Origin of the sequence: Nocardia amamiensis (genome assembly GCF_015477605.1) — a bacterium.
Taxonomy (GTDB): domain Bacteria; phylum Actinomycetota; class Actinomycetes; order Mycobacteriales; family Mycobacteriaceae; genus Nocardia; species Nocardia amamiensis_A.
On record NZ_JADLQX010000206.1, the window covers coordinates 1 to 561 of the forward strand.

Sequence of the window (561 nt, forward strand, 5' to 3'; positions counted from 1 at the left end):
AGACCATGTCTCACATGGCTGATTTTGCTTTCGCCAGCTTCTTGAAGCAGGTGAGCGTGGCCGCCAACGTCAGGAAGCCCAGATAGTGAGTTCCTTTGCGGTCGTAGCGGATTGTGAGCCGGTGGTAGCCGGTCAGCCACGACATCGTTCTTTCGATCACCCACCTGTGCCGCCCCAGGCGCTCGGCCGACTCGATTCCCTTGCGGGCGATACGGACTGCCATGCCGCGGCGGCGTACCCACAGCCGCAGTTCGGGCTGGTCGTATGCCTTGTCCGCGTGCAGTTTGCCCGGCCGGCGCCGCCGTGGCCCGCGCCGCGACCGGACCGCCGGGATCGCCTTCACCAGCGGTTTGAGCGCTTGGGAGTCGTGCACGTTGGCAGCCGAAACAGCCACGGACAGGGGGATCCCGGTCCGATCGGACAACACGTGCATCTTCGAGCCGGGTTTGCCCCGATCGACCGGGTTCGGGCCGGTCAGATCGCCCCCCTTTTCGCCCGCACGCTCGCCGCGTCGGCCACCGCCCTGGACCAATCGATCAGCCCGGCAGAACCCAGCTCGTC

Annotated in this window: 1 pseudogene; it reads right to left on the minus strand. The window is 66.5% G+C overall.

Annotation, left to right across the window (positions count from 1 at the left end):
- Positions 1-10 precede the first annotated feature (10 nt).
- A pseudogene (locus IU459_RS37500) lies at positions 11-561 on the minus strand (IS5 family transposase); the annotation flags it as partial.